This is a genomic window from Butyrivibrio sp. XPD2006 (assembly GCF_000420865.1).
In the GTDB taxonomy this organism is placed as follows: domain Bacteria; phylum Bacillota; class Clostridia; order Lachnospirales; family Lachnospiraceae; genus Butyrivibrio.
Genome location: NZ_ATVT01000016.1, coordinates 71,110 through 97,685 on the forward strand (window position 1 = coordinate 71,110; position 26,576 = coordinate 97,685).

Here is a 26,576-nt window from a genome sequence, read left to right on the forward strand (position 1 = left end):
TCCTCAGTTTATGTTATCGTCCTTGTCGTTCTTTTTACCGATTTTCATTCTCTCATGACCGCCGAGCTTGTTAGCAGCATCCTGGTCTCCCTTAAGGATTGCATTTACAAGCTGCATTCTGAATCCTGCATCAATGAAGTCGCAGTGCTTGCAGAATGGATAATTCTGACGTCCCTCTGCAATCTTCCTGCGGACATTCTGGAACTGCTCAGATCCCCAGGCTTCCTTAAGAGTCATCTTGTTCAGGTCGCCGAAGTCTGTAACCTCGAAGTTATCACAACAGCACAGACCCATCTTGCCGTTTGGCATGATCCACATATCAGTGAACGGTAAAAGACAAGTCTCCTTAACCACCTTCTGAGTCTCCTGCTTATTAGGAGCAGATCCGGCACGGTTTGTGAGAACCTCCTGAAGGTATCTCATCTGAATCTGGATATCAAGGTCCTTAAACTCATCGGGATGAGCCTTGACATAATCATATAATTCCTGAATATTCTTATGAAGCTTCATCTCCATAGAATAGTTATTGATGATGAGCTGATTGATATATGGCGCAACCTCTTTTACCTTATCGATTGTGAGGATGAGTCCGTTGGTAGACATGAAGATAAAGCTGTCAGGAAGTTTCTCCCTTGCATACTTGTGTCTCTCAACGATCTTGGTATCAAGAAGAGGCTCATTATTACCATAAAGTGTAAGATGTCCCTTGTAGCCCCAGTCAGCAAGCTGGTCGATAATGCTCTTGTAAAGATCATCATCAATCCTTGCAAGTGGTCTCTTCTCAGCATGAACATTGGCTGTGCAGAAAGCACAAGTTGAATTACATCTGTTGATAGTCTCTATATTTACTACATTGGGCATCGGAACTTCCTTGGCATTAAGGAAATAATCGCAATACGCCTTCTGGGATTTACTCCTTGTTACAAACTGCAATTTAAGGTACGCATTACTTGCAAGCATTGGGAAGTGCTTCCTTGCGAACCATCCGAACTTGCCCATGAAACTGTTAACTCTGATTGGCATTACTAAACTCTCCTTCTAAAAACACAAATACTTATTCCGTTACCGGATTATCATTCCTCTGATAGAGGTAATACGTCTGATCAAACTTATAAAACTGCAACCTGTCCGTCATCACCAGGTCGTATCTGTCTCCAATGCCCTCTGCTTCATAGCATGCGGTAACGACAAAGTCAGCTTCTCCGCTGTGCAGATACTGCTTCTGATAGTCCAATACCTCCTGCATGTTCAGAGTCTGGGTCTGGAAATAATAACAGATAGGTTCAGCATCTAGTACAGTATAAAGTCCCACATCAAAAGAAAACTCGTTAATGATTCCGGGATTCTCAATTCCTGTAGATTCTATATAATCCTTAAACTTATAGACATATAGATCCTCTGCCTTGAGATTCATGGATTTCACATTGACCGATGTCAGATATGCAATCGCCACAGCAGCAAAACATGACACTATACTAACCGCAAATGCAATACCGGAATCCAATATAGCGCCGTCGTAGTTTCTTCCGTGAGTATTTTTTTCAATTCGCCTCTTAAGGAACCGTTCTATTATATAACAAAATGGAATAAAACCAAACACCACAAATCCATTAATGGGAAAGGAGTAGTAAGGAAGGCTCACTCCACCGATAAAGATCACGATGATAAGGAAAGCAAAGAGCATTCCGATATTTATCAGTTCCATTATACCCATACCTATAAAGAACCGGTCTCTCCTGGCGAGCGAATTCCTATCCTCTCCAATTGCAGTCGATACTGTAGATGTCAGGAAATAAATTATACCAATAGTTATCAGAATATAAACCGGGAAGTTGTTAAACACATGGTCCTTCATAATGTCATAGAACTTCGCCATTCTCTCAGCAAACGTAAAACTCTTGGAATACTCAAATACGTTCTTGTAGATATATACGTAAAGCCAGTCATCGACAGCCCTATGTACTCCAAAGTAAATGACCCACGGAAGGGTTGCAATCCCCATCCCGCCAATAAATACCAGGCAGCTTACAAACGCCTTAACCACTTCCCTGCTTCCTATGATATCTGCAAAGAAAACCATGGCCATCCAGGCAAAAAAGAATCCAAGAGAATTAAACTTTATATTTAGAACACATCCGGCCAATACTCCTCCAAGCAACACAGTCTTGTAGTCCATGGCCTTGGGATAACAATTTCTGAAATATTTCAGCGATAGATACATACCCCACATGATAAACGGGAAAAGAAACTCCTCCGCACTACCACCCCAGTAGAAGTTCCAGCTGGAATATATCACAGCCCCGGTTATAGGTGTAAGAATATAAGGAAAAGACCTTGGTTCCAGAAAAAGCTGATATATCTTGAGAATAGCCATGAGAGAGGCAGTAGCTGCAATTATCTCCATCACAAATACGCCTCTGAAGGTTGTAGCCGACATAAGTGATGAGAGTCCATATATGAAGTACAGCATTATGCCCTTCTGGTCGAACAGATCCCGGTACGGAACAAAGCCCCTGAATATGCATTTGCCCACGGTAAAATAGCTGTTGGCATCATCCCATAGGTTAAAAACATAAAGGAGCGAACTTCTGGTACAGATCATCATTATTGCAATGCCACAAACTGCGCACCACAAAAAGGGCTTAAAAAAGCCATCACTGTAATCATCCCGAATATCATATTTTCCTTTTGATGTGTTCGCAAATAAATCCAAGTAGCACCTTCAATCCGTATGCCCCAAAAGGCAGGTAATAGATATAATAACGCATAGTATATCTCGAGGACCCTTCCCAGAACTCATGGAAGACTATACCCCCGAAAATGAGAATGAGAAGCAGCATCTCAGAAACAGATGCCTTCCGTCCTCTCAGTATACCAAAAAGATAAACAGCTACACCAATGTAGCACAACGGCATAAAGACATTCATTACCCATATAAGAATACGGGAACCTGTTCCGAATACCAGAAACTGAGCAATAGCCGGCTGATCCTCTACATGCCTGCTGACAAGATCAAGGTTATGAGTCGAAATACATACGCTGTCAGCCCACTGCGTTGTAAACTTGCGGACCATATACCTTGCTCCATGAAGAGGTCTGCCTACAAAAGTCTGAAGAGTCTGCCTTATATTCTCTTTTGCTGCCTTAGCCGTAGCCTCGGTATCATAATTGTTCTCTTCAAATACATGGTAATTGTATCCATTATACCATCCATCCTCAAGCTCCGACTCCTGAAGTCCCATCGCTATGTGTGACCAGGAAGGACTTCCCTCGGGAATCCTCTCAAGACCCGTCAGATCGCAGAAATACGCATCCACAGCCATCTTGGATACAAATACAAATGCCAGCGTTATCAAAGCTAGAACCAGGTTCCTGAAAAGGATCCTGCGACCATCATTTCTTCCGATAGAACTTCCCAGCAGTATCATGAGAAGCGCTATAAGCGTTATCTCACAATTCGTCTTGATCAGTATTGCGGCGGCTATACTAATTCCGGAAATAACAGCATATCTAAGTTTGTCACGTTTCACATACAGCACCATCATATAAAGTGCCAGAGTCTGAGGTGCCATACTGATGATATCGCCATAGATGTAGGTCACATAATTGTAGAAAAACAACGCCCCACATGACAGGAGAGCTGTTATTCCGCAAATCTCCCTGTCCTCGAAGAATTCCCACGTCATTCTGTAAATGAGATAAACCGTCACAAGAATACATAAGAGCTGCAGAATATCCCAGGCAAAGTAATTGCTCTTACCAAAAATACTGTACATTATCTGGCCAAAGCCCACATATCCCAACTGAAAAGGCCATATGAACAAATATCCTCCGGGCTGGGTCAATGCCGTGTAATCACCTTCCATGAAGGCGTTTATGATATCATCAATAGTCTTGGAATCATTGACAGCCTGAGGCTTTATTCCCAATATCAGAAGAAGACAATATGCCGTGATAAACACAAGTCCTGCAGCTATAAAAACACGATACCGTTTATCAAATATCCCCTTTATCTTGAGCAGATAGAAAACTGTAAATGCCAAAACCACCAGCAATGCCAGCATCGGGATGTTCTCCCTGCCATAATGCGGCCAATCGTTTTCACAACCCATATCATAATAAATGGTTGTTACAGTGCTCACAGACAGCACCACAACAGCTGCTACAAAAAGACACAGAGCGATTATGTAATTGAATATATCCCTAGCCTTAGCAGCCATCTAAATATCCTCACGCAAGCAGCTTATTTCAATATGACACTGTCCTTCTCAAAATAAGTAGCAGTAGCTGTATTGATCCACTCTTCTTTATCAGGAGTGACATCCATGTAGAATAGAAGCTCCGGATGAACACTGTACTCCGAAAGCTCAGCATCCTTAATGCTTCCGTCATTGAGAATCTTAAGTCTCTCCGCATTCTCTGCCTTGTATGTGCCGGCTTCTCCGCTTACGATTTCATAAACAGCTTCTGTACATGTGTAATATCCCGCATCAGGTATCACGCACAGAGCAGAACCAAACCCGATAAACAAAGTTGCCACAACAATCATCATTGAGGCCATTGATGAAAACTTGCCGTCATCTGAGCCCATGAAAGCCTTAGCTTCCTGCATTCTCTGTCTGATCCATACAACCCAGTAGAACACCACAAGCACACTAAGCACCACAAACTCCATCCAGGCAAGCCCTAGAAGCCTTCCGGCCTCAATGTTACCAACCGCAAAAAATGGAGGTGTCAGATTGGATGATGCCAGAAGAAATGCAAAGAGCGAAAACATAAACGGATGCTCAAGTCTCACCTTAAGTCCTCCTGCTATTTTCCAGAACAGGACTCCCAAAAGTGCCAACGCCACAAGAAATTCCCATCTTGCCATATCGTTAACCATAAGGTCAAATGTTCCATAGATTGACAGAAGCACTGCCTTAACAGCACTTACATGCTGAGTTTCTGCACTACGTACGAGATTACCGGGGGTAAAGCAGGAGCATGCAAATCCAATAAGATTAGTCACCGCCGGTATCCAGATCTTTGTTATATCTGCTCCGCCATTGATCACAAACTTGCCTCTTCCCGTCATAAATAATATAACGAGTATAAGTACTGAGCATATAGCCAGCTCCAGCGCTGACATATAATTGGCTCCTCCAAGCCAGAAGCCCCAGAATCCGGCCCAGAATAAACGTCTTCCTCGGCGACCTTTTCCATCGTCAAATACAATCCTCAGAAGCAGTCCCAACCAGAAGAATCCCATTCCGAAGGTGAAGGTGTAGTTTATCGCACCACTCCACCAGTAGAAAGCTTCTACTCTGGCACTTCCCTGTGTCATGCAATGTATCATCAGCATCAGAGTTATATATGCAGTCGCTCTGGTCAAGTCCCTGTCCAGCTTCCAAGCCTTCACAAAAAGTGAGTCAAAGAAATAAATAACGCCAAATACCAGCATCCCAAGGATAATAAGAGGAACCAAAATATAAAGTCCCCCGTTAAATGCACCGGGGCAAAGATTAGTAAGTATTATGGAGAAGAAATATCCCTCATACTGAGAATATATAAGCCAGGCCTTTTTAAGCGCCGCCCATACAGCTAAAAATATGTTCCCACTCGAAGCAAATTCCTGATGCGTCTGAAGAGCCATTGAGAAGTCGTCTGCCGATGGGAAATCATAGATTCCAAGTACCAGAAGCGGAATCATACTCAGCACAAACAAAGCCCCGAAGAATATCCGCAGCTGCTTTGTACTTATCTTGTATTTCCACGAAGGTGTCTTGTAACTCAGCATTTATGTACCTCAAATCCGATAGTATTCTTTGTACCACTTAGCGAAAGACCTGAGCCCTTCCCTAAGCGGTGTGTCAGGTCTGAAACCAAAGTCCTCCTGAAGAGCTGTAACGTCAGCATATGTAACCTCAACGTCTCCCGGCTGCATTGGAACCAGCTCCTTGTGAGCTTCAAAGTCATAATCCTCAGGGAGAACTCCTGCTGATATAAGCTCCTGCTGAAGTATATCAACAAAATCAAGAAGATTAACCGGATCATTGTTTCCAATGTTGTAAACCTTATACCTGGCACCATTCTCATTTTCAGCGGGCGCCACCTGCATTACACTGATGACTCCTTCAACAATGTCATCAACAAATGTGAAATCTCTCTTACAGTTACCAAAGTTAAATATCTTGATGGTCTCACCCTTTAACAGCTTGTTGGTAAATCCGAAGTAAGCCATATCTGGTCTTCCGGCAGGTCCGTAAACAGTAAAGAACCTGAGCCCTGTTGAAGGAATTCCATACAATTTACTGTAAGAATGAGCCAGCAACTCATTGGACTTCTTAGTTGCAGCGTAGAGAGATACCGGATTATCAACCTTATCCTCTACGCTGTAAGGTATCTTCTTGTTGGCACCATAAACGCTTGAACTTGAAGCATAAACAAAATGCTCCACAGGATTGTGTCTGCAAGCCTCGAGAATATTATAAAAGCCAATGATATTCGACTCAATATAAGCGTCCGGATTCTCAATAGAGTACCTTACTCCTGCCTGTGCAGCGAGGTTCACAACCACCTCGGGCCTGAACTCAGTAAATACTCTGTCAATCAGTTCTCTGTCAGCAATGCTGCCTCTTACCAGTTCAAACTGATCATCATCCTGTACTACCTCTGCAATACAATCCAGTCTGTATTCTTTGATCTGCACATCATAGTAGTTGTTTACATTATCAATACCAAGTACCTTGCAGCCCGGATATCTCTTCACCAGTTCCATGACCAGATTAGCTCCTATAAATCCCGCCGCTCCGGTCACTAATATTCTCTTATTTGAAAGATCGATATTCTTAGTCAGCATATAAATTATTTTGCTCCTCTTCCAAAGAGTACAACTCCTACAGTCTTAAATATTATCTTAATGTCCTCAGACAGGCTCCAGTTGTCTATATACTTAAGATCAAGCTTAACAACTTCATCGAAGTCCTCGATATCACTTCTGCCGCTAACCTGCCAAAGCCCTGTAAGTCCCGGGGTCATTGACAGACGCCTTCTGTAATGCTCATTGTACTGCTCAAACTCTGCCTCTGTCGGTGGTCTTGTACCAACAAGGCTCATATCACCCAGAAAAACATTAAGAAACTGAGGGAATTCATCCAGACTGGTCTTTCTGATAAATGCTCCCACCTTGGTAACTCTGGGGTCATTTTCCATCTTAAACATAAGACCTTTCATCTCATTCTGAGCTTCCAGTTCCTTCTTACGTTCTTCAGCGTCAATATACATGGATCTGAATTTATAGATTTTAAATCTGCGTCCGTTCTTACCAACTCTGACCTGCGAAAAGAAAACCGGCCCCGGAGAGTCTATCTTGATAGCCGGTGCCAAAAACAGAGTGATAATACCTGTAAGTATAAGACCAACTATTCCACCGATTATATCTGCGATTCTCTTTACAAACAGGCTCTTATAGCTGCTTCTGTTCATGTTATAAGAGAGCACTGAGTAACCCAGAAAATCTCCTACGTCTGTGACAGCCTTACCAACATTTGGAAGCTCCAGACAGAAATGGGTGCTAACACCCATCTCCTCGAAGCCAAGGATGATGTCCTGCATTCTGCTCTGAGGGATATTGGGTGTATTGATGAACACCTCATCAAAAGGATCCGTGATCAGTCTTGATGTCACATCCTCAATACCATAGTGGACATGTACATCTCCTATCATCCACTTATCAGAAGCATCGGTTTTCTCGCAATCTGCACAGTACGCTCTCACAACCATATAACCAACGTCTTCGCCACGATCAACCAACTTCTTAACCGTCTTTTCAACAAGATCCTTCTCCGCTATAACAACTACTTTGGTTACATTTTTCTCTTTGCTTATATGCTTTCTGAGGAAACCTTTGAACAGTATTCTGGCCACAAAAGTGAGCACTATGTTCATCCATATAAAATTACCGACAACAAATCTGGAAAGGATTTTGGTCCATTGCAGGAAATATACCACAACAAGAGATCCAACCAAAATAAATGCTACCACCTTGATGACCGCAAACAGCTCCAATGCATACCCTCTTCTGAGGAAATCACTGTTCCAGTCAGCCAAAAATGAATAAATCACACAGAAAAGCAGGAACACTACACAGACCATGTAGTGAAGGGTCTTATCTCCCCAGTCATTCCTGTTATTATATCTAAGCCAGGTAGCAATAAAATACGACACAATAATACATGCCATATCTATGATCCAAATGATATATCGCTGTAGCGTTCTATATTTCTGATTCATATATGATCACAATCCGTTTCTCATAATCTCCCCGGCAAGATACCAAAGGAACTTTATGTTAGTGACAAAGTAGCGTTTTATCAATCTTTCAGGATCCTGAAACAGCCTGTAAAGCCATTCAAAACCAATCTTTTGAATCCATTCAGGAGCGCGTTTAATGGTTCCGGCATGGAAGTCGAAGCCTGCGCCAACTCCCATCATAACTCCGTTTATCTTACCTTCATGAGCCTTCATCCACTTTTCCTGTTTGGGAGCCCCAAGCCCAATCCAGATGATATCAGCTCCGGAAGCATTTATCATTTCAACGTCCGCCTCATCTTCCTCATCAGTGAGTTCCCTGAAAGGCGGTGAATACATGCCTTTTATAACAATTCCCGGATACTTGATCTCCAGGTGTGCTCTTAGAGCATCCAGAGTCTCCTGAGTTGATCCATAAAAGAAATGAGTAATCTTCCCATCTGTAGTATCTCTGAACATGTGCATCATAAAATCGGGTCCGGCCACTCTATCAGCACCAATTAGGCCTTTCTTCTTCTGAAGTTTAGCAATAGGGGTTCCGTCAGGAAATGTGAATGCAGCACCATTTAGCACTTCTGCATATTCCTTGCTCTCCCTTGCCATGACAGTGGTATGAACATTGGAAAAACAGATGTAGTGACCCTTAAGCTCATCCAAATGCCTCATAACATGGAGCACAGCTTCCTCAACTCTGGCAATTGAATAATTCACTCCAAACAGCCTGAATTTATCCCTCCTTACAAATGCCGGAATTGACGCGCGATGTGCAACCTCTGTCACTATGCCTGAGTGCACATCATAACTAAGAGCATTCAGACTGCAATACGTTCTGATTCCAAGTCGCTCTGCAGCACCAATCACACCCTCAATTTCTTCTCTGCTCGCCCCTCGGGTAAGAACCATTACATCATCGAATCCGCCTTCTTGAAACATGGTATCCAGACCATGCTCATCCGGGAATGGCGTGTGTAACATAAGCGTATTGGGTCTGCTTCCATCACCATACTTCCCTATATGATACCTTCGATACAACATCCTCAATGTGTAGCCAAGAACAATACTGAATGTGAAAAACATTCCCATAACAGCTCTTGACACCTGTACACTTCTCTGAACAACATAGAGATAGATTAGTGACAGCAAAGCCAATGTTAACCGACTTCTTACAACTGTAACCAGGTTTTCTAATGGATCCTGTTTAAAAATTGAAGTTTTTTTGTTATCATACAGCAGATAAATAATGACATGAAAAAGACAAACTGTAATAATTATGTAAACATACAGTCCTTCATAGATTTTATGCCATAAAAAAGCTTCTCCTCTAAACCTCAGAAAAAGTGCCAACGCCATGGAAGCTACTAAGGCAATCTCATCTATTATAAATACTCTTCTTATCGGATAACTAACTTTATTTTTCATGTCCCCGCCAAAACTTTAAAACTTAACAAAAACATAGAGAAGCGTCCTGCTAATGCATACCCTTCTCTACATTTTATTTGCTCAATATTTTATCATATTTCCTATGGAAAAGACACTTAATTATCCTATTGTTTTCTCATATCTTTCGGATACAATATTCCAATCAAGAACTTCCCAAAATGCTTTTACATAATCTGCTCTGAGATTCTTGTACTTAAGATAGTACGCATGCTCCCAAACATCCAGTGCAAGGATCGGTGTTCTGCCTGTTCCCTCGCTGATTGGATTATCCTGATTGGGAGAAGCAGTTACATAGAGATTTCCATCCTTGTCAGCTGAAAGGAATGACCATCCTGATCCAAACTGACCTATTGCAGCCTTTGAAAGCTTGTCAATTACTTCATCAAGGCTTCCAAAAGTTTCATTTATCTTGTCAGCAAGTTTGCCTGTAGGCGCTTTTGCTGCATTGGGTGAGAATGAAGAAAAATAGAGGTTGTGGTTGTAATATCCACCACCCTGATTGCGAAGGCCCTTGCGCAAAGTCTCATCTGCAACTGAGTCAAGACCTGCCAAAACCTCTTCAGCAGACTTATCAGCAACACCTGCCTTCTCAGCCAGTTCATTGAACATCTTGGTGTACGCTGCGTGATGCTTGCCATAATGTGTTTCCATAGTAAGCTGATCAATGTGTGGTTCAAGTGCATTCATTTCGTAATTTAATTTAGCCTGTTCAAACATGGTATTCTCCCTTCTGAATCCTTAGATTCAATAAACACATAAAGCACTTAAATACATTTTACATCAGTAAATATAATTAATCAGATAATTTTCCTCTTTATCCAAATAATCTTTGGCATTATCAGAAGTTATTCTTCCTTCATTATTGCTAATGCTCTTCAATATATATGAGCTCACCCAATCAACATAATGAACTGCGTCATCATAGTACCTCGGATCTTCAATAATATCCGTGTGGTCATTAAACGAGTAGATTTCTATGTTATCCTGCTCAAGCATCATTTCAACAGCGATTCTCTCTGCCTGAAGGGATTTCAACAGGTTTCCTTCAACATAGAGTTGCTTATAATGATAAATACTGCATGGGGGAACATAATATACAAACCTTGTATCCGGGTATTCTTTCGCTACATCAACAATGTTTTGCGCTACATTCTCCTTTACATTTTGGATTTCAAACTCATCAAGTTCAGGCTGATCGATTCTATGCTCCAGTGGTATAGCATCCTTCTCAGCCCAAGATCCATCTGTCAGCTGCATTTCATCTTGATTCAAATTTTCCGTGGTATCAAGACTCTGCACTCCGCCTTCAATCCCTTCAATTCTCGCTTTAATCATTGGATAACAATAGCCAAATAGGACTTCTTTATTGAGAACATACTTAACATCATCAATATAACTGTCGTTATACAGATATGTTGGATATTCGGATATATCAGATCTGCGATGATCCTTGTCCTGATACAGCTTTGATATAAAAAGACTGCATAGCACAATACCGGTCTCAGGCTTTGACCTCATGGCTCTTTCGATGCCTTCTCCCGTCTCTTTAAAGGTTCCGCCCGAATAGATCATTTTTACACTTTTTGTATTAAACAATGAGTCAAACTCTGAAGTATTAAAGCCCCTGCTAACAGATATTCCCGTTATTACCGCATCATAATCAAAATGTCTTGCAACTCCATCATTTATATATCTCTCAACAGTCTCAGGCCTTACATAATAATAATCCCCACGTGGTGAATGATAGTGGAAAAAAGGATCTAAATAAATTATGATCCCTGCATGAATGCTCAAAAGCACTGTCACCAAAATCAAGATGAAGACAATATTTCTTTTAGACAAATCTCTCACCATCCATGTCAAAAATTGAAGTAAATAAACACTGTCACTCCTCCAAGAGAAATAATGGATAAAAAGAGCAACAACGCAGCCGCCAACGAAGTTCCAATACCGGCTTTTATTTCCTTTTCAATGTTATTTTTATGGTTTAAGCATATGCTCAATCCTGCAACCAAAAACATGAGGGCACAAATATGTGGCATTTTAGCATATAAACCATTTAGATGCAGAATGTCGAAAACAAAGGCTCTTCCCGGAAGAGAAAAACAATCAATCAGCTCTTTTCTGACAGAGAGATTTTCCATCTTGATCATTCTGAGAACGAGTTGAATCCATTGACTAACACTGTCCGCCCTAAAGAGCAGCCATAATACGTTGACAACAGTGAATGTGATAAGCCATTGAAAAACCACGTGCATCCTATTGTAAAACCTACCAAACGCTCTGGTAAGCATATTGGCCAATCCATGTAAAATTCCCCACAAATAGAATGTCCAGTTGGCACCATGCCAGATTCCGCTTATCAAAAACACTATAAAAATATTCAGGTATGTTCTTACATTTCCTTTTCTGTTCCCACCAAGCGGAATATATATGTATTCCCTCAAAAATCTTGTCAGAGTCATGTGCCATCTCTTCCAAAAGTCTATGATTGAAACAGCCTTATATGGTGAGTTGAAATTCATAGGAAGCGCGATGTTAAATGTTCTGGCAATTCCTGTAGCCATGTCACTATATGCACTAAAATCGAAGTATATCTGGAAAGTATACGAAAGCATCACAAGGAAAATTTCAAGTGCTGTCAAGCTCTCCACGCCACCATTCCAAGCCAGATTCACACACTTCGCAAATGTATCAGCCAGAAGCACTTTTTTAGCAAGACCAAATATGAACAGCACAAGCCCCGAGTATAGATTCTCAGCATTTGGACGCTTCTTAGATTCATCTCTAAATTGAGGTATCAGCTCTCTGTGAAGAACAATTGGTCCTGCGATCAATTGCGGGAAGAAAGAAACAAATAACGCATATTCCAGAAAATTGTAATCCGTTGTTTCGTCTTTATACGAATCTACAAGGAAAGAAATCTGCTGAAATGTAAAAAAACTGATTCCGAGAGGCAAAACTATTTCAGTGATCACAAAGTTCTGATCAAATGCACTATTAATGCAGCTCTTGAAGAAATTAAAATACTTAAAATAAAAGATACATGCAACATTTAATGCTATTCCAAGTAATAATAATGTCTTGCTATTTTTCAAAATGATCAGCCTGGATATTATAAAATTCAATACTATGCTACTTACTATAACCAAAAGATACCAAGGATTAAAATATCCATAAAAAACCAAGGACATGCAGGTCAAAACCATCATTGATATCTTTTTGCTGTAATTAGCTACTGTAAAATACAGGCACAATGTAATAGGATAGAACGCGAGGATAAATATATAAGAGTTGAATAGCATTTATAATTTTCTCTTTTCTTTTGGCATAATCATTTCAAGTTTTCGTATTATTGGCATTTCAACAAAGCGCGTCAATATAAAAGATATCCCAAGCAACACACCAAGGCTTACCAAAAACCTGATGATCACTTGAAACCTCCCCGAATAACCAATATACCTGTTGTAAAAATTCAACCATATAAACTGAAAGAGATAAATCCCGAATGAGTACTTTCCAAATATTGAAAATATTGGATTATCTATAGCTTTAACTGTGTGTATAAACTGGCTAAGAATAATAATGAAAAACCATAAACCAAACATATCAGTTCTGGATAACAGGAATATACTACCAGCTCCATTTATTTGCCCGTATAAAGCAATTAATCCAAATAGCAACAATGCATAAGACAACACTGCACGTTTGTCTATTTCAATATCCCTGATTCGTTTCATTGCAAAATAGAGTATTATTCCGAGTAAATATACCCAAAACTGGGCAAAAGGACTGAATGTATACCGATACCCTTCATAAATATTCGGATCCCGATCAATTGGCAGAATATGTGCCAAACCTAAATTTAAGAAAGGCATAACAATATATGCTGTAACTGAAACAATTAATGATTTCTCTAAGGAATCAATATACTTATATATAAATGGTGAAACCAAAAAGAATAGCCAGAGGCATCCCAAATACCACTCCACTCCCAAAATACTATCAGCATAATGCGGAAACAGACCATGAACCATTAGAATATGAGCAATAATGTTTTTAACAGACACATGTCCTTCATTACCAAGCCAATATGTACTCCATGATCCTGTAACCATACTGATCAAAACCGCCAAATAGTACATTGGAGCCAATCTCAAAAGCTTTTTGACATACCAGTACATTGAACCTTTTAGCGTTACATTACGAGGTGATTCGAAAAAACTTTCCAAAGACTTAAAAGCAAGCATTCCGGATATCACAAAAAACATTTGGACTCCCCTTGCTCCATCATCGCCTATTTTTCCAAATATCCCCGGTAATTCTCCGCCACCGGCATGTGCAAACGTCACTGCAATTATTGCTATCCCCTTGAAGGCATCAATATAGCCCACTTTTTTTTCTTTCATTTCCCCCCTCTGGCTTTATCCTTCTTCACTTGGCATTAATTTTATTTACAAGCAAATACCAGAAAAACTTAACGTTCGTCACAATATATCTCTTATAAAGTCTAACCGGATCCTTGAATAATCTGTACAGCCACTCAAGACCTATCCTGCGTATCCATTTAGGCGCTCTCTGAATAGTTCCGGCATGGAAATCAAAGCCTGCGCCTACCCCCATCATCACAGCATTTATCTGTCCTCTGTGTGTATTCATCCACTTTTCTTGCTTGGGAGCGCCTAACCCTATCCAGACAATATCTGCTCCGGATTCATTTATTCTTCTGACATCTTCAGCATCTTCTTCTGGAGTTAAAGGTCTAAAAGGAGGCGAGTAAAATCCTCGCACATCCAGTCCCGGAAATTTCCTTGCTATTCTTGCTTTTAATGATTCTATAGTTTCCTCTGTGGAACCATAGAAATAATGAGAGACCCCAGTGTATTGAGTATCCCTGAACATATTTTCCATGAAATCAGGGCCGGCCACACGTTCTACTCCCTGATAACCTTTTTTCACCTCCAACCCGGCTATTGGTGCGCCATCAGGGAATACATATGCAGCACCGTTGAGTACATCGGCATAATCTTTATTCTCACGCGCCATGACAGTAGTATGAACATTGGAAAAGCAGATATACTCCCCCTTCAAGTTATCCAAATGATCAATTACATGATGAACAGCTTCTTCAATGCGGGATATGCAGAATCTTACACCGAATAATTCAAATCTCTCTTTTCTAATATAGCCCGGAATTGTTGCATACTCACTGATGTCCGTTATGATACCCGGCCTTACCTGATAGCTTCCGGTACGTAATGTCACGTAGGTCCTTATTCCTTTTTCTTCCAACGCCTTGAGAGCTTCATTAAGCTCACTGTCAGATACATTATCTTTGAACAGGATAATGCCTTCACAACCTTCAACATTAACAGCTCTGTCAATAGCTTCAACATCAATATTTGGGAGATGGACTTCAAATACCTTAGCCGATCCCGGCATTCCCCATTTTTTAATACAAACATGTCTGTACAGCATCCTAAATATATATCCGAATACTGTACTGAAAGTGAGAAACAGTCCCATGACAATTCTGGATGTCAGCACTGAACTCTGAGTAATATAGAAATATACTATAGAAAGAATAATCAGCAGAAAGCGGTTCTTAACAACTGCAATAAGATTGTCAACGGGATCCATTTCAACTACACTGGCTTTTCTAAGATCATTGAAGAAATATATGGCTATCTCCAGCAAAATTGCCGAAATAAGCATATTCACATATATTCCAAGGCTGAAATCAGCCCAATTGATAATTGCCTTAAATCTTATAACAATCGCTAAGAAGAATGCCCCTAGAATAGACGCCATATCCACAGCAAATGTATAACGAACTATATGATTCTTTTTCGAATTATTCTGATTCCTTTTTATGCTTAAATTCTTATCCATCTATAAGGTTTCCATCTATTCCATAATATTGAACACTTATTACATTTCCTGCATCATCATATTCGATCCTATATGCAGAATACTCACCATCCATGATCAGGGGCTCTCCATCACTGTTGAACTTACCCTCATAGATAAGTCTTCTTTGGTCATCATATTCTCGCCTGATCTCAATATATCCTTCACTGGTATCAAGGCCAAAGTACATAGTAGAAATATTATCACCAAAATCATCATATGACTGAACAATCGCAGCATATCCTTGCTCTAAGAGCATCAGGTTTCCCTCTGTATCATAATATGATTCAACAACCATGTTACCCTTTTCATCATACTGTCTCTCGATTCCGGCATATCCGGACGAAATAATAGTAGGATTATCATTGTCATCGAGATATGTAATCCTAGTTTGATGGCCCGCATCATCATATTCAAACCTGCATCCTGAATATCCGGCCTCAAGTTCAAGTCTGTTATCATTCTCATCATAATATGCTTCATATACAATCTGGTCTTTATCATTAAATTCATACCGAATAGCAGAGTATCCTACGCTAATAATAACCGGTTTGCCTTCACTATTATAATATCTTACGCACAATGGTCTGCCCCATACATCAACATCCAGACTATAAGCGGCAAATCCGCTTTGATTAGTCAATGGCATACCATCTTCTCCATAATAACTCTCATAAATCATATGATTAAGTTTATCGAATTTTCTATGGACTTCAGCATATCCATTCAAAGATGTAACAGGAGAATTGTCAGTATCATAATATCTAATTACAATTGCATTTCCCTTTTTGTCATAATCAAATTCATATGCAAAAACACCTTCAGGTGTTAAAACTTTGTTTCCATTAAGATCATAGTATTCTGAACGTGCTACCCTTCCATCAGAATTATATGTTGAATGTATGTCATAACTAGGAGTATTGGTGATACTCATTGAGCCAACTTTCAAATTGACATCACTAGAAGGTTCTACAATAATTGTATAATTATCTCCGCGAGAATCAAACACCGTCTCGTAGTCAAGTGTTCCATCCTCTCTAAAATCTCTCAGGTATACATCTTTTGATGATTCAGTTCCGTCTGAAGGCATAAAGATGATTCTAACCGCAACATCATCGTAAATATTTTTGTAATTAGTTATCATCATTTGTGCATTTAAAGTGTAACTTCCCTTATAGACTTTATTATTCGTTGATTGTATCCGGCGCAAATTAATATCTACCTGATACTCTTTTATACCTTGAGTTAATAAAGCTGGTCGCGGAATAATTTCTGTCTCACCCAAAGACTCAATCTGGAGAGTTACCGCATCCTGCTCTGTATCAAATTCGATGTCATACCTTATAACACCATCTTCAGAAACATCTTCATTGCCATAAATCTTTGACACTTCCCCATCCACAGAAAGAATAGTTACTTTTGCAACATCTCCAGTAAGAGGCTTAGATGTATCAACTCCTATTTCTCCCATCACATCAACATGCCCTGCAGAAACAGAAATCGAATCGGAATTATAAACGTAACTCACATCGAGCTGCTTTTCCTGATAAAAGTATGCGGCCACATGATAGCCGGCATTCTGAAGAGCTGTAATAACAGAGTGATCCGTAGTGTATACAGCTGAATACTCAGAAATACGGGCATAAACTGCGCCTTTTGAAAACAAATCCCAGGAATTGACATCAATATCAGTAATAATCGTGCAATCAAGTTTTCTTACCAGATCATCTCCAGAACATATTGTCTGCTTAATTCCTTTGAACTTTCCCACGTATTTTTCTGTGAGAACATCTGCATAAACAGGACATTCATTTGTATCCAGAATAAGCTGAACAGCTTTGCTATCTGCTTCAAGTCTCTCTGATACATTCTCATACTCCATAGAATCAAAGATTGTCCTTGTTGTAGAAAAAGCAAACGGTAAAATAACCATTATTACCCCTGCAATGCCAACAGCTACAACAACCTTATTTGCATTCTTTTTCACTAATGGCAAAACATCAATAATATTGCCTTCATTATCAAATCCATCAGCGAATGGCAAGTATAGCAGTGGATTATAAGCGATTTGTGTAAAATGATGTTCTTCAAAAGAGTGAACTGAAATTAATACAGCAGCCAGAATAATAAATATATTTCTGCCTTTTACTGCCTTACGCTGTATTACTATCCAAATGAAAAGTATGCATACAGCTGCAATCAAACCATATCTAACAAGAATGTTGATATATGATGAATCCAGATAATTGTATGCATCGACATTATTGATTCCGGGTTCTCCAGTGCCGATTAATTCAATATTTTTACCCAGCAGGGTTATACTATGCTCTATCAATCCCTTATGAGTCATGGCCACTCTCTTATGTAACAGGTCATCAACCCTGACAGCCCACGAAGCCTCTTTGCCGTAAAAGAAAGCCAGTAGCAGCTGAATAGCCGCCATAAGCGGAATCAATACGTATAGCGCACCTTGTGCAACAATTCGGATTATCCCAGGCATTTCTAATCTGTTCGCTTTCTTTTCACACCAAAAAATTCCGACAATTGCCATGCATAGCATTGCTGAAACAATGGCCGACGTTTTTGACCCAAAGTAAAAATATGCAAGCAAAAGCGACAGGAGCGACATGATATGCGTAACTAATGTTGGACAAGCTTTCCCAAGTATCATAACTCCCAGGCACACAAACAAGGCTAAACTAGCCGCATCTGTCGGATAGCTCATCCCCATAGTAGAACGAATTCTCTTCACTTCAACATATACAGTATTAATACTTGGATCGATGGCAAATGAATAAAGAAAGGTATAAAAAATAGTAGCAACAGCTATAACACCGGTAATTTTGATGACCTTTTTCAGATTCACCCCTATACTTCCGGCAGCAAGCATTCCAAGATATTTCAATTCATCGTAGCCGTTCAGACTTGATAAAACTACCAGAATAATTGCCAGGATAGTTCCAATAACTGCTTCCCACTTCTTAAGAAAAAGGTTTCTTACCAGCCATATAATCACTATGACAGGAAGAATAAGGCCAACAACATTCTCTAAGAAAGATACCAAAATAAACGGTGCCTTTGAAAGCATCGTTACCTGAGTATAAAAATATAAAGCAAACAGTATTATATAGACTATTTCGTAATACTTATCAATAATAGATAGCACTTTATTAAAAACTGTTTTGGGTTGCAATTGATAGTTTACTCCTATAGTTTTCTTGCTATAATCAAATTATGTTTTCTATAAACATTCTCAAAACACTTGATAATATCTTTACATATTGCCTATACATTTTCAACCTGAAGTACCATCATCTTATAACACATAACACATCTTGACTATTCCAACCGCATGGAGGTTAGTAATGACAAGTCAGAAGGAATTCAAATATGAAAATCTTATAAGTGCCCTAATTAGTTTCATGATTATTTTAGCACTCATATCTGCAGCAGCGCTCCCTGTAATAACAGATTTTATATACGTAGGTGTCGAAACTGTTAATATCCATGATGATGCTTTAACTGAGGGACTCCTAATTATGGATAATGGATCTTATACGCAGCCGTTAACTGTGGAATATGATAATTTGAACAGGATATGTCTGGAGCTGACAAGTGCTGCCGATACAATAGCAAATTTCAGTATATCTCTCTACGGTGAGGATTCGGAAGCTGTTTGCATTACAGAATTTAACGATCTGGAAGCGAATGAACAATCCAGATATTATTGGAATTTAAGTGATACCGGGCTCATAGTCGGTGAGCCGGCAACATTCAGCATTTTCATGGGCGGATCAGAGAATGGCAATAACCCGATCATCCATTCGATTGAATACATATATGGTGAAGACACACTATCCGCCTCAAGAATAGTTATGCTTATCTTTATAGCAGCTTTGTTGCTTTTGCTTTTTTCTTTGGTTTATCTCCGAATTACAAAATCAAAGACTTCTCAATGCTCTCCATCGATTACAGCCTCCCCCAAAAAGTCTGCAACCAGGAAAGTTTATTTTGAAATAATGAGAGTCTTGGCCTGTAGCCTTGTTATCTATAATCATCTTCTGGTATATAATCAGTTTATGGCAGCCGAAACCGTATCTCGGCCATTGTACATGACCCTGGCCATGATAACGAGGTGCAATGTCCCAATCTTTTTTATGGTAAGTGGCGCTTTACTGCTTAAGAAGAACGAAGAATTCACAACAGTCTTCAGGAAAAGATTTTTACGGATCATTGGCTTGCTTATTGTTTTTTATTTGATAAATATTGCAGCGCTTCAGTACAATTGTGTCATGGAAGGAACTCATTACAATATTAGTATTAAAGAATTTGTGCTTGGCTTTTTAAGCAGAGAACTTCCGGGATCAGTTGTATACTGGTATCTTTATGCATATCTCGCTTATATATTTATGTTGCCATTCCTTCAAAGGCTTGCTAAGGGAATAACAAGAGCAGAGTTTTCAGCACTTATTGCATTACATTTTATTACAGCAACCCTTATCCCAATGATCAATCTGTATTTAATGAAAAATGGAATTGCAGAGAATATCCTGATAGACGGAAATTTCTATGTGCCATTTGCAGTCTTCAGTGCTATTTTTTATCCGTTAATAGGATATTACCTTGAATACAACGTGGATATTGCAAATGTAAGACTCTGGCAGCTATGTCTGCTCATACTAGGCGCAGCAGCAGGCATTACACTCTCAAATATATGCACCTATATAGATGCGGAATTGAACGGAACATTTTCCCAGAACTATGTGATGTTATTTGACTACCTTACTGCAATAACAGTATTTATGCTTATCAAGTATCTATATGCTGTTGTCATGGCATACAAAGAAACCGGCATCTTAGTCAAAGCTATTTGTTTTACTGGCTCCATGACGCTTGGAATCTACATGTTTGATCCGGTGTTCAAAGAACTGTTCTACTCTAAATTCATAATCAAAACACAGTCTATGTCAGTTATGTGGCAGGGACTTTTATGGATACTCATCAGCATGACGCTAGGAACAATCTGTACATTTATTTTAAAAAAGACTTCTCTCTTTAAAAATCTGCTTTAAGTAGTATATGATACCAGTACCTAAAGTAAAGAGCACCGGCAAATCAAACGCCAAGCTCCTTACCTCATGTACTGACTATATGCACAATCACAATGTTACCACTAAACCAGTTTCAGTGAAAGTTATTCATGAAACATCAGGATGACAAAAACCTAAACATCAAACGCATCCTTAAGCTGTTTCAATATACTAGCTACTGAGCAGACGCTAAATAGTATTCTGCTATACCCTCTACATCATCATTAGGAAATGCATTCTGACACATTATAATCATATAATCATAACGTTCAGCAAAAAATGTACGAATATACTCATCCTCTTCATAGAATAAATCATTGCTTGAATTAAAATATCTCTTCATGTTCACATCCAAAGGTTCAGCTAATGTTCTCTCATAGTTTCCCAGCAACTGATCAATCTTATCATCATCCCATTCAGCACCGTACTCAAAAATACGATTGATTAACGCTAAACGAAACGTTTCATTCGCACACAAATTTCTAAAGATTGCCGACTCACTCAGCAAATAATCGTAAGCGTCAAATAATCCGCCTATCTGAAAAATAAACGCCGCAAGTTCATTTGCGGCGTGGTTTACGGCAGTTATCTGGTAATGTCTCGGACCAAGGTAATAACTGATCCAGACTTGCCGTATCTATATTTCCATTCTCATCACGGAGCTTTGGAAGCTCTGTAAGGAGGTGATCTACGTAGTAATAGGAGCTCAGATTATTTAATCTTGCAGTCTCAACAATTGAATAGATCACAGCACTGGCTTTTGCACCTCTGATGGTGTTCATGAACTCCCAGTTCTTCCTGCCTATAGTGAACGGCCTTATTGCTCGTTCTGCGTATTATGCGAATGTTCGGATAAGCTGCTTTATCCGAAGAAATTACTTATCCGCACCTTTTTCTTGAAAGCCAGACAATTAGCATACCTTCTCAAAAAAGGTGCGCATAATGCTCCTATCTGATACCACACAATCGTGCCAGCTCTTCATCGTTTTTCCACAGTTGTTTTTCTTCGGGGACTATCATCTCGCCTCTATCACCTGCATCCATCTGTTTCCTTAGCATTTCAACAGAAGGTTTCGCATATGACTTTCGAGTAGTTTTTGTATCTGAATGCCCCAGTATAACGGCTATTGTTTCAATAGGTACTCCATCCCTGTACCATCCACTCGCGCGAGTTCTCCTTAATAAATGCGGGTAGATTCTATCTGGAAGATCAGGAGCATCTTTTCTGATGATATCAGCATATTTTTTGACAATACGCTCCACATTTCTCTCTGACATTCTACCTGTCACGCCTTTTATCGTTGTGTATATAAAAGGTTCAGAGCGTTTCCTCATGTCGCGATGAAACACAGAACTATACTGCTTCACTAATGGTATCACTTCTTCTGACAATGCTACAACACGTTCTTTATCTCCTTTACCGCGAATGCGAAGATACGGGCTTTCCGCATCAATGTTTACATCTGACAAGTCAAGCCCTATTAATTCATCTGCTCTTATTGCAGTGTCATACAGGAGCACAAGTATTATCTGGTCACGTATCCCTTTGTCAGACATACCTGGTGAAGCCAGCAGTTTCTTGATGGTTTCTTTGTCCTCAATGATTTCCTTCACTTTGGACGGAACCGTAACGTATGGTACTTCTAAAACATTCATGTAGATCTGGTATATTGCCACCTTTCGGGAAGCTGCATACTTCATATATGCAGTAATTACCGCCATCCTGTGATTCACTGTTGCGGGCTTATATCCATTACCTACCAGATATATCCTATAATCGAGCATGAAGTCATAAGTCATGTCTTCAAATCTGAACTTGTCGATTGCGATGCCACAAATGTCAGTTACATATCTGCGGAATATAGTCAGTGCATCCTCATACGCCTTTACAGTCTTTATGCTGTCCTGGTGCTGAGTTGGCAGGTAAACATTAAGATAATCCCATGTCATGGAAAAGAAGAGTTCTTCATTAAGTATGCTTTTGCTCATCTGCGTCTCACCTCCGGAATTACATCTTTTGTAACGGTATCTCTCTGTTTGATGATATCGTATGCCTCCCGAACCAGATGGTAATAGTAAAAGCTTTCATCGGGATCCTTATGTCCAAGATACTTACTGAGGTAGACAAACATGACATTAATATCAATGCCTGCGAGTATCCAGTTGTTAATTCGGTCTACAACAAAACCATGTCTCAATGAGTGAGGTGTAGGGCGCTTATCACAGTGTTTTGATGCTTCAGTTTTATTCCAAAAATCACGAAAATTTCTGTCAATGGATGTCTTAAGGACATGTTCCTTCAGAAATCTTCCAGGGAAAAGCCACTCTGATTTTACTCCTAAATCTTTTTCAAGATACCTGCAGTATTTTCTGATCAGGGTCAGCAGATCCTCTGGCAGATAAACCAGCCTGTCACGATGTTTTTTGCCATCATAAATCGTAACAATACCATTCTCAAGATCAATATCAGTTTTCCTGAGTTCACAAACCTCATTATTCCTCATTCCGCAGCAGTAGAACAGGCGAAATATAATCGGATATTCATTTGCCATCCGCAGGTCGCAAGGTTTATGCGTCTTAGGCTGGTATGAATCTACAGCAGAAAAGAATTCCGCCAATTCGATCTTGTCCATCACATGGATCTGCTTCTGATCTTTGCCGACGTAAAGTGTTGGAACATAGCATTTAATACCATGCGTGTTAAGATATCTTGCAATACCGCGTGCTGCTCCAATACGGCTGTTTTGACTGCTTTTGCTTTCTCCCGGCAAAGAACACATCCAGGCGTCAAGTCTTTCAGGAGTAAAAGCAGCATCTTTGTACCCGTTATCATTCCAATACTGGTCAAGGCGAAAGAGCTGGTAGCCTTTTACGTTATATATGTATCCTAAAGCACGCTTTTCAGCAACGTAATCCTGAATAAACGGTGCAAGAGCGCTTGAATAGGGATAATCTCTATACTCTGTCATAGCGGCCTCCTTTCATCAGGAGTCCTGAGTCCGACAAAGATATAGGACACATCCGCATCCGTTCCTCATCAAGATTAAGATAATGCTTTATTGACGTTGTGTCCCTATGACCCAGAAGATCTGCCAAGCCCTGCTTACCGGTACCTTTTCTAAGCTGGTCTGTAGCGTATGTCCTGCGAGTTACATGAAAGCCAGAACCGGGTGTACTTCTACCTGGAAGCATCCTTTTTAACGCTTGTCTGCATACGCTTCTCTTCAGAGCATCGTAAGGAACCCTGTTTTTAATGAAGAGATATCTAGAGGATGTTTTTTTATTTGCCCGTCCGTTTGATATATACAGATAAATGGCATTGCCCACCTCTGTTGGCATAGGCAGCATAATCTCGTGACTTGTCTTCTTTTGATATATACGTATGCACTGGTTTTTCCAGTCAAGATCATCCAGCTTCAGATTAACTATGTCAATGGATCTTATGCCCATTTTTAGGCCAAGGAGCATCATTGCATTATCCCTTAGTTCAATCGATGCGGTACTGGCATCCTGTTTCTCCTTGATGCTCTGTTTTTCGTCATCAGTCAGAGTTATGACAATTCTTTCCCTGTTTTCCGATGTACAGAGCAGGGCTTCATTGAGCCCGTATGGGATTATATTCTTCCGCTCCAGATGTTTTAGAAACTTTCGTATCCTAACGTTATAGGCGTTTTTTCCTTCAGGAGTATCATGATAGTCACAGAGATTGAATCCCTTAATAACTGATGCGTCTATCTCTTCAAAGCCTTTCAGACCACTATCTGCCAAATATTCACAAAAACGCGTGACAGATGATCTTATCATATCTATAGTAGATGCAGCCCAGTCTTCCTTGTTCTTAACTTCCAGATATTCGTCCAGTTCAGCTAAACACCAGTCAGGGAGGGCTTCACATCTGAGGGCCCTCGTTATGTTCAGGGACTGCGGCATTATGCATCCTTCCCTGGTATAGATATCAAACAGATACAGCGTTCTTAAAGCCTGGAACCATCCTCTTTTCTCATGATATGTTTTTTCGCGTTCAAGCCACACAGCTGCAATCTCCTTATGGTACCCCAAACTGTTCATTTCCAAAAACAGCAGAAGATTGTGCAGAGTATACGCGGCCATTTTGCAGGGCGATTCACTGTACCCAAGTTTATTAAAATCAATTAGGAAGCTTTCAACAGCCACAGCGTACTCTTCAGAAGGAAAATCAAGACTATCATCTCTATAGTGCTTGATTGCTGCTATCTGTTCATCTGTGAAGTCCTTGATGTCAAATATCCTGTTATGCATCCTGAAATACGGATACCATCCAAGTCCATGTGAACACAGCCCCCTGTTTGCCATATACAGGAGAATATCTCCAATAGAGTATGTGTATATGGCATCCATTTCCTTTGATCTATGCACGTCAGTCATGCAATACTGTTCAATAAGCTCGAAAGTTATTTCAGAAGGGCTTGATACTCCCTGCAGCTGTATGGCATAAAAGAATCTTGCGATGCGGTTCCTTATATCTGACATATAAGACTCCATAAAGTCCAGCGTGTTCAGATAGCCCTGAAGAAGTTCATTCCACGGTTCATGCAGAAGATTCGAATACGGAACAGCAACAGGAAAAGCGTTGACAGGCTGTACCTCTCCGTGTTCGTAAATATCAGAAAGTCGGAAAAGTGCTATCTTGAAGCCTTTGGAATAAAACTTCGTGTTATCCAGCCATCGGATTGATTCCGTATACGAGTAGCATAGGTCACTATCCAGAAGATAATTTCTAAGTCTCTGAAGGCACTGTATTGTTGAGTAGTACGCTGTCTGCCCAGCACCTTGTTGCTCCATGTATCCAACCAGCCGCCTGCAGTTCTCGTGGTAACTGATTAACCACTTTTGAGATTTGGGAATCTCATCTGGTAGTGGAATCTCATAAAAACGCGTGTCTCTTGGTCTTGCCATAGCAACGTCACCTCCTTTACAAACAAGTCTTTTGGTGACGTCATTATAATCTGAAGAGGAGCATTATGCGCATCTTTTTATCGCAAATGCAGTAATTTCGAACCTTTCAAGCGTTAAATGCGGATAAGTAATTCCTTCGGATAAGCTGGCTTATGCGAATGTTCGGATAAGCTGCTGAGAGAAGCTGCAAAGCTTTTGTGACCGGCAGAAAGAACTGGATGTTCGCCGATACTCCGGATGGAGCTAATGCAAGCGCATTAGTCTATTCACTGGTCGAAACAGCCAAGGCAAACAATGTAGATGTTTACTATTATCTCAAGTACCTGCTTCTCAAAACTCCGACATCACAAACAAGTGATGAAGAACTAGAAAAGCTCTGTCCATGGAATCCTGAATGTAAAGAAGCTTTGGAAGATCTTCACAGGCAGCATCAAAAGGAAATCTTCGATGCGATGTGATCTTAATCATATGTGAATTGTCAAGGTGCTCCAGTCTCTCAAGAGGCTGGGGTATATTTATGGGCAAAAGCCCTTGTACCCAATAACATATATGTGGTGGTGGCGCTACCCCACCTAATTATTTAGCGCTTACGATTTAAGATCTCAGAAAATGGCTATGAAACGGTACTCACTAATCTTGAACCAGATACATATCCGCCAGAAAAGCTAAAAGAATTATATGCAGTTCGCTGGGGAATAGAAACATCTTTCAGAGACCTGAAATATACAACAGGAATGCTGGATTTTCATTCAAAAAAGGTGATGTGCATCCAACAAGAAATCTACGCACATCTTATAATGTATAACTTTGCTGAAATGATTACCTCGCACGTAGTCATTGATAAAAAGCAAAGGAAACATACATATAAAGCGAATTTTTCGGTTGCAGTGCATATGTGTAGATTGTTCT

Annotated in this window: 19 protein-coding genes and 1 pseudogene; 3 read left to right on the forward strand and 17 right to left on the reverse strand. The window is 40.1% G+C overall.

Annotated elements, in window-relative coordinates:
• Window positions 1–3 precede the first annotated feature (3 nt).
• From G590_RS0115510 to G590_RS0115570, 13 genes are all read right to left on the reverse strand, one after another.
• Window positions 4–1,023: a radical SAM/SPASM domain-containing protein gene (locus G590_RS0115510; protein ID WP_022766574.1), complete on the reverse strand. Its 1,020-nt coding sequence runs from the start codon at window positions 1,021–1,023 to the stop codon at window positions 4–6.
• Between the two features lie 31 nt (window positions 1,024–1,054).
• Window positions 1,055–2,713, reverse strand: a complete 1,659-nt coding sequence (locus G590_RS0115515; protein ID WP_022766575.1) for a hypothetical protein — start codon at window positions 2,711–2,713, stop codon at window positions 1,055–1,057.
• The gene (locus tag G590_RS0115520; protein WP_022766576.1) at window positions 2,676–4,220 is read right to left on the reverse strand and encodes a glycosyltransferase family 39 protein; all 1,545 of its coding nucleotides are present in this window, start codon (window positions 4,218–4,220) and stop codon (window positions 2,676–2,678) included. Before G590_RS0115520 ends, G590_RS0115515 begins: the two co-directional genes overlap by 38 nt.
• A 23-nt stretch (window positions 4,221–4,243) precedes the next feature.
• A complete protein-coding gene (locus tag G590_RS0115525; protein ID WP_022766577.1) occupies window positions 4,244–5,779 on the reverse strand; it encodes a hypothetical protein in 1,536 nt (511 codons plus the stop codon).
• A 9-nt stretch (window positions 5,780–5,788) separates the two neighbouring features.
• Window positions 5,789–6,841, reverse strand: coding sequence for an NAD-dependent epimerase/dehydratase family protein (locus G590_RS0115530; RefSeq protein WP_022766578.1), 1,053 nt, complete (start codon window positions 6,839–6,841; stop codon window positions 5,789–5,791).
• Between the two features lie 5 nt (window positions 6,842–6,846).
• Entirely contained in the window at window positions 6,847–8,223 is a 1,377-nt protein-coding gene (locus G590_RS0115535) for a sugar transferase (protein ID WP_242829790.1), read from the reverse strand.
• A 57-nt stretch (window positions 8,224–8,280) separates the two neighbouring features.
• Window positions 8,281–9,390 carry a WecB/TagA/CpsF family glycosyltransferase gene (locus tag G590_RS21870; RefSeq protein ID WP_330361685.1) on the reverse strand — a complete coding sequence of 370 codons (1,110 nt, stop codon included), beginning with the start codon at window positions 9,388–9,390 and terminating at the stop codon, window positions 8,281–8,283.
• A gap of 441 nt (window positions 9,391–9,831) precedes the next feature.
• Window positions 9,832–10,449: a superoxide dismutase gene (locus G590_RS0115545; protein WP_022766581.1), complete on the reverse strand. Its 618-nt coding sequence runs from the start codon at window positions 10,447–10,449 to the stop codon at window positions 9,832–9,834.
• A 63-nt stretch (window positions 10,450–10,512) separates the two neighbouring features.
• Window positions 10,513–11,574: a hypothetical protein gene (locus tag G590_RS0115550; RefSeq protein WP_155828784.1), complete on the reverse strand. Its 1,062-nt coding sequence runs from the start codon at window positions 11,572–11,574 to the stop codon at window positions 10,513–10,515.
• A 17-nt stretch (window positions 11,575–11,591) separates the two neighbouring features.
• Entirely contained in the window at window positions 11,592–12,944 is a 1,353-nt protein-coding gene (locus G590_RS0115555; RefSeq protein ID WP_330361686.1) for an MBOAT family O-acyltransferase, read from the reverse strand.
• Between the two features lie 93 nt (window positions 12,945–13,037).
• Window positions 13,038–14,141, reverse strand: a complete 1,104-nt coding sequence (locus G590_RS0115560; RefSeq protein WP_022766584.1) for an acyltransferase family protein — start codon at window positions 14,139–14,141, stop codon at window positions 13,038–13,040.
• 25 nt (window positions 14,142–14,166) lie between these two features.
• Entirely contained in the window at window positions 14,167–15,624 is a 1,458-nt protein-coding gene (locus G590_RS0115565) for a WecB/TagA/CpsF family glycosyltransferase (protein ID WP_022766585.1), read from the reverse strand.
• The gene (locus G590_RS0115570) at window positions 15,617–18,730 is read right to left on the reverse strand and encodes a hypothetical protein (protein WP_022766586.1); all 3,114 of its coding nucleotides are present in this window, start codon (window positions 18,728–18,730) and stop codon (window positions 15,617–15,619) included. Before G590_RS0115570 ends, G590_RS0115565 begins: the two co-directional genes overlap by 8 nt.
• A 277-nt stretch (window positions 18,731–19,007) precedes the next feature.
• Here G590_RS0115570 and G590_RS0115575 point away from each other — a divergent pair, with 277 nt between their 5' ends.
• The gene (locus tag G590_RS0115575; RefSeq protein WP_022766587.1) at window positions 19,008–20,714 is read left to right on the forward strand and encodes an acyltransferase; all 1,707 of its coding nucleotides are present in this window, start codon (window positions 19,008–19,010) and stop codon (window positions 20,712–20,714) included.
• A gap of 578 nt (window positions 20,715–21,292) precedes the next feature.
• Here G590_RS0115575 and G590_RS19865 read toward each other — a convergent pair.
• From G590_RS19865 to G590_RS0115600, 4 genes and pseudogenes are all read right to left on the reverse strand, one after another.
• Window positions 21,293–21,565: pseudogene (locus tag G590_RS19865) on the reverse strand (transposase domain-containing protein); the annotation flags it as partial.
• 115 nt (window positions 21,566–21,680) lie between these two features.
• Window positions 21,681–22,721 (reverse strand): tyrosine-type recombinase/integrase, encoded by a 1,041-nt coding sequence (locus tag G590_RS0115590; protein ID WP_022766590.1) that lies wholly within the window; start codon window positions 22,719–22,721, stop codon window positions 21,681–21,683.
• A complete protein-coding gene (locus G590_RS0115595; RefSeq protein ID WP_022766591.1) occupies window positions 22,718–23,701 on the reverse strand; it encodes a tyrosine-type recombinase/integrase in 984 nt (327 codons plus the stop codon). Before G590_RS0115595 ends, G590_RS0115590 begins: the two co-directional genes overlap by 4 nt.
• A complete protein-coding gene (locus tag G590_RS0115600; RefSeq protein ID WP_022766592.1) occupies window positions 23,688–25,667 on the reverse strand; it encodes a tyrosine-type recombinase/integrase in 1,980 nt (659 codons plus the stop codon). The genes G590_RS0115595 and G590_RS0115600 overlap by 14 nt, the downstream gene beginning before the upstream one ends.
• A gap of 197 nt (window positions 25,668–25,864) precedes the next feature.
• Here G590_RS0115600 and G590_RS21775 point away from each other — a divergent pair, with 197 nt between their 5' ends.
• Window positions 25,865–26,125: a transposase domain-containing protein gene (locus G590_RS21775; protein ID WP_022766593.1), complete on the forward strand. Its 261-nt coding sequence runs from the start codon at window positions 25,865–25,867 to the stop codon at window positions 26,123–26,125.
• Between the two features lie 141 nt (window positions 26,126–26,266).
• Window positions 26,267–26,576: transposase (locus G590_RS21945; protein WP_242829791.1), on the forward strand; the 310-nt coding region annotated here is incomplete at its 3' end.

What these genes read in the sequence shown, in the direction of transcription:
- G590_RS0115520 (WP_022766576.1), bottom strand. Translation starts at nt 4,220, where the DNA reads ATGGCTGCTAAGGCTAGGGATATATTCAATTACATAATCGCTCTGTGT.
- G590_RS0115575 (WP_022766587.1), top strand. Translation starts at nt 19,008, where the DNA reads ATGACAAGTCAGAAGGAATTCAAATATGAAAATCTTATAAGTGCCCTA.
- G590_RS0115535 (WP_242829790.1), bottom strand. Translation starts at nt 8,223, where the DNA reads ATGGCATGTATTATTGTGTCGTATTTTATTGCTACCTGGCTTAGATAT.
- G590_RS0115560 (WP_022766584.1), bottom strand. Translation starts at nt 14,141, where the DNA reads ATGAAAGAAAAAAAAGTGGGCTATATTGATGCCTTCAAGGGGATAGCA.
- G590_RS0115590 (WP_022766590.1), bottom strand. Translation starts at nt 22,721, where the DNA reads ATGAGCAAAAGCATACTTAATGAAGAACTCTTCTTTTCCATGACATGG.
- G590_RS0115545 (WP_022766581.1), bottom strand. Translation starts at nt 10,449, where the DNA reads ATGTTTGAACAGGCTAAATTAAATTACGAAATGAATGCACTTGAACCA.
- G590_RS0115555 (WP_330361686.1), bottom strand. Translation starts at nt 12,944, where the DNA reads ATGATGGTTTTGACCTGCATGTCCTTGGTTTTTTATGGATATTTTAAT.
- G590_RS0115525 (WP_022766577.1), bottom strand. Translation starts at nt 5,779, where the DNA reads ATGCTGAGTTACAAGACACCTTCGTGGAAATACAAGATAAGTACAAAG.
- G590_RS0115600 (WP_022766592.1), bottom strand. Translation starts at nt 25,667, where the DNA reads ATGGCAAGACCAAGAGACACGCGTTTTTATGAGATTCCACTACCAGAT.
- G590_RS0115530 (WP_022766578.1), bottom strand. Translation starts at nt 6,841, where the DNA reads ATGCTGACTAAGAATATCGATCTTTCAAATAAGAGAATATTAGTGACC.
- G590_RS0115510 (WP_022766574.1), bottom strand. Translation starts at nt 1,023, where the DNA reads ATGCCAATCAGAGTTAACAGTTTCATGGGCAAGTTCGGATGGTTCGCA.
- G590_RS0115595 (WP_022766591.1), bottom strand. Translation starts at nt 23,701, where the DNA reads ATGACAGAGTATAGAGATTATCCCTATTCAAGCGCTCTTGCACCGTTT.
- G590_RS0115565 (WP_022766585.1), bottom strand. Translation starts at nt 15,624, where the DNA reads ATGGATAAGAATTTAAGCATAAAAAGGAATCAGAATAATTCGAAAAAG.
- G590_RS0115570 (WP_022766586.1), bottom strand. Translation starts at nt 18,730, where the DNA reads ATGCTTTCAAAGGCACCGTTTATTTTGGTATCTTTCTTAGAGAATGTT.